At 70.7% G+C, this 2,540-nt stretch carries 4 protein-coding genes and 1 pseudogene; 3 read left to right on the top strand and 2 right to left on the bottom strand.

The genetic code is table 11. The features are described 5' to 3' along the window. Window positions 1–276, bottom strand: a pseudogene (locus J0695_RS38355) (histidine phosphatase family protein); the annotation flags it as partial. A gap of 275 nt (window positions 277–551) precedes the next feature. On the opposite strand from J0695_RS38355, the gene J0695_RS38350 reads away from it, so the two are divergent. The 3 genes from J0695_RS38350 (at window position 552) to J0695_RS38340 (ending at window position 2,088) form a co-directional block, all read left to right on the top strand. Next, window positions 552–770 carry a CbtB domain-containing protein gene (locus J0695_RS38350; RefSeq protein ID WP_206969469.1) on the top strand — a complete coding sequence of 73 codons (219 nt, stop codon included), beginning with the start codon at window positions 552–554 and terminating at the stop codon, window positions 768–770. Between the two features lie 29 nt (window positions 771–799). Further along, entirely contained in the window at window positions 800–1,567 is a 768-nt protein-coding gene (locus tag J0695_RS38345; RefSeq protein ID WP_206969467.1) for a CbtA family protein, read from the top strand. A 137-nt stretch (window positions 1,568–1,704) separates the two neighbouring features. Then, a complete protein-coding gene (locus J0695_RS38340; RefSeq protein ID WP_206969465.1) occupies window positions 1,705–2,088 on the top strand; it encodes a (2Fe-2S) ferredoxin domain-containing protein in 384 nt (127 codons plus the stop codon). A 3-nt stretch (window positions 2,089–2,091) separates the two neighbouring features. On the opposite strand, the gene J0695_RS38335 is transcribed toward J0695_RS38340, so the two are convergent. After that, window positions 2,092–2,540: LacI family DNA-binding transcriptional regulator (locus J0695_RS38335; protein WP_206969463.1), on the bottom strand; the 449-nt coding region annotated here is incomplete at its 5' end.

Genomic DNA, 2,540 nt, shown 5'->3' with positions numbered 1-2,540 from the left:
CTCCTCCGCGCTCACCTCGTCGAGCCGCCGTCCGCGCCAACGGCCCATGTCCCAGTCCCCGAGCGCCGGTTCGGTACGGGCCAGGAGCCCGAGGGCCTCCGCCGTCGTACGGCAGCCCGGCGAAGGACCGCACAGCTGCCGGTCCGCGGCCGGCAGTGCCCCCGCGAGACCCCGCGCACGCCGTACGAGAGCCTCCGCCGCTTCTTCCGGCTCCGCGCCGCCGTCGAACCGGGCGTCGCGCGACGCCGTGCCGATGTCCGGTGAGACCAAGATCACCCGTACTGTCACTCCAGCGCCTCCCGCCCCGCACTGCCCATGTCCCCCAGCACATCACGGGCGTTGACGTGCTGCGTCGCGCCCCCCTGCGCCGTAGCGCTCCAGGTCCGTCAGGCGGTACGGTCCCGAGGACACGACGAAGGTGTAGACGGAAGTCCGGTGGAATCCCGGCACGGTCGCGCCACTGTGAACCCGCACCTGTGCGGGAAGTCAGACCCGGCATCTTCGTCTCAGGCACCACGATCGGGACGCGTGTTCCCCCAGGAGGTTCTGCCATGGCACAGATTGCTGCGCCCAGCGCCGTCGACACCCCGGCCATCACCCCCATTTCCCTGAAGGCCATCGCCCCCTGGGCGGTCTTCTTCGGGATCCTCATGCTGGTACTGCTGTACTTCGTCGGCGCCGAACAGGGCGCCACCTCGCTGATCTCCGGCGAGAACGTCCACGAGTGGGTCCACGACGGACGCCACCTTCTCGGCTTCCCCTGCCACTGAGACGTGACTCGGAAGAGGGGGACCCACGCGTGAACTCCATATCTGTCCGCGCCCTTCTGGTGCGCGGCATGCTCGCCGGTCTCGCGGCCGGCGTCCTGGCCCTGGTGGTCGCCTATCTGCTCGGGGAACCCCGGGTGGACTCGGCGATCGCCTACGAGGGCGCCCATACCCATGAGCACGGCGAGGAGATGGTCAGCCGCTCACTGCAGTCCACGGCCGGACTCGCGACGGGCGTCCTGCTCTTCGGGATCGCCGTCGGCGGGATCGCCGCCCTGGCGTTCTGCTTCGCCCTGGGCCGCATCGGCCGGTTCGGCCCGCGGGGCACTGCCGCGCTGGTCTCCGTCGGGGCGCTGTTGAGCGTGTACGTCGTACCGTTCCTGAAGTATCCGGCCAATCCGCCGTCCGTCGGCGATGCCGACACCATCGGCAAACGCACGACGCTGTACTTCCTGATGATCGCGCTCAGCGTGCTCCTCACGGTCGGGGCGATCGTCCTCGGCAAGCGTCTGGCGCCCCGGCTCGGCAACTGGAACGCCACCGTCGCCGCCGGTGCGGCCTTCCTGGTCGCCATCGGCATCGCCTACGCGTTCCTGCCGGCGATCAATGAGGTTCCCAAGGACTTCCCGGCGACACTGCTGTGGCAGTTCCGGCTGTCGGCCCTGGCCATCCAGCTGACCCTGTGGACCGGTTTCGGCCTGCTCTTCGGTCATCTCGCCGAGCGTCTGCTCGTCCCGAAGGCCGCTGCGGCGCCCCGTGGGAGCCAGTCCGTCGGACGGACCGCTGCGTCCGTCAACTGACCGTGCCCCACGCGGGATCCGCCGGGTCTCCCCGGCGGATCCCGCGGGTCATGGGCTCAGGCTGCCGTACGGACCGGTCCCCGGCCCCCTCGCATCACACCTCTGAAGTCCGATGAAGCCCGAAGGGCCCCTTCACCATGCCCACGATCCCTGCGGCCCGGCCCACGGTGACCGTCTGCCGCGACTGCTGCTGCGGCTCGGCCGCCAAGGTCTCGCACCTGGACCATGAGGCCCAACTCGCCGATCTGCGCACATCGTTGACGGGTGTGGCGCTGGTCCGGCGGGTCGACTGCCTCGACGCGTGCGAACGCGCCAATGTCATCGTCGTCCAGCCGTCGCCCGAAGGCCGCCGCGCCGGTGGCCGCCCGGTGTGGCTCGGCCAGGTGAACGACCCCGGCGCCGCCGCCGACATCACCGCCTGGGTCACGAACGGCGGCCCCGGCCTCGCCGAGCCGCCGGACATCCTCGGCCTCTACACCTTCCGGCCCTCGCGCCGGATCCAGCAGGAACTCGACCGCTGACGCTCACGCCGACTGCCGTACCACCAGCTCCGGTTCGAAGATCACCGAGGTCGGCTCGGTACGGGTTCCCTCCACACACTCCTGGAGCAGCTGCGCCATCTTCGCGGCCATCTCCTCCACCGGCTGGCGCACCGTGGTCAGCTGCGGCGTGCAGGTGACCGCGACGCTCGAGTCGTCGAAACCGACCACCGCGACATCCTCGGGCACCCGTCTGCCCTGCTCCCGCAGGACCTGGCACACCCCCTGGGCCATCAGGTCGTTCGCCGCGAACACCGCGTCGATGTCCGGGTGTTCACCCAGCAGCCTGGCCATGGCCCGCGCCCCGCTGTCGAGCGTGAAGCCGCCCTCGGCGATCGGTACGTAGGGGATGCCACCGCGCTCCATCCCGTCACGGAACCCGGCGAGCCGCTCCTGGCCCGCAGGGAGGTCCAGCGGGCCAGGAGCGGCTCGCC

The sequence above is a fragment of the Streptomyces beijiangensis genome (genome assembly GCF_017315755.1).
Taxonomy (GTDB): domain Bacteria; phylum Actinomycetota; class Actinomycetes; order Streptomycetales; family Streptomycetaceae; genus Streptomyces; species Streptomyces beijiangensis.
This window is presented reverse-complemented; position numbering and strand designations above follow the sequence as displayed.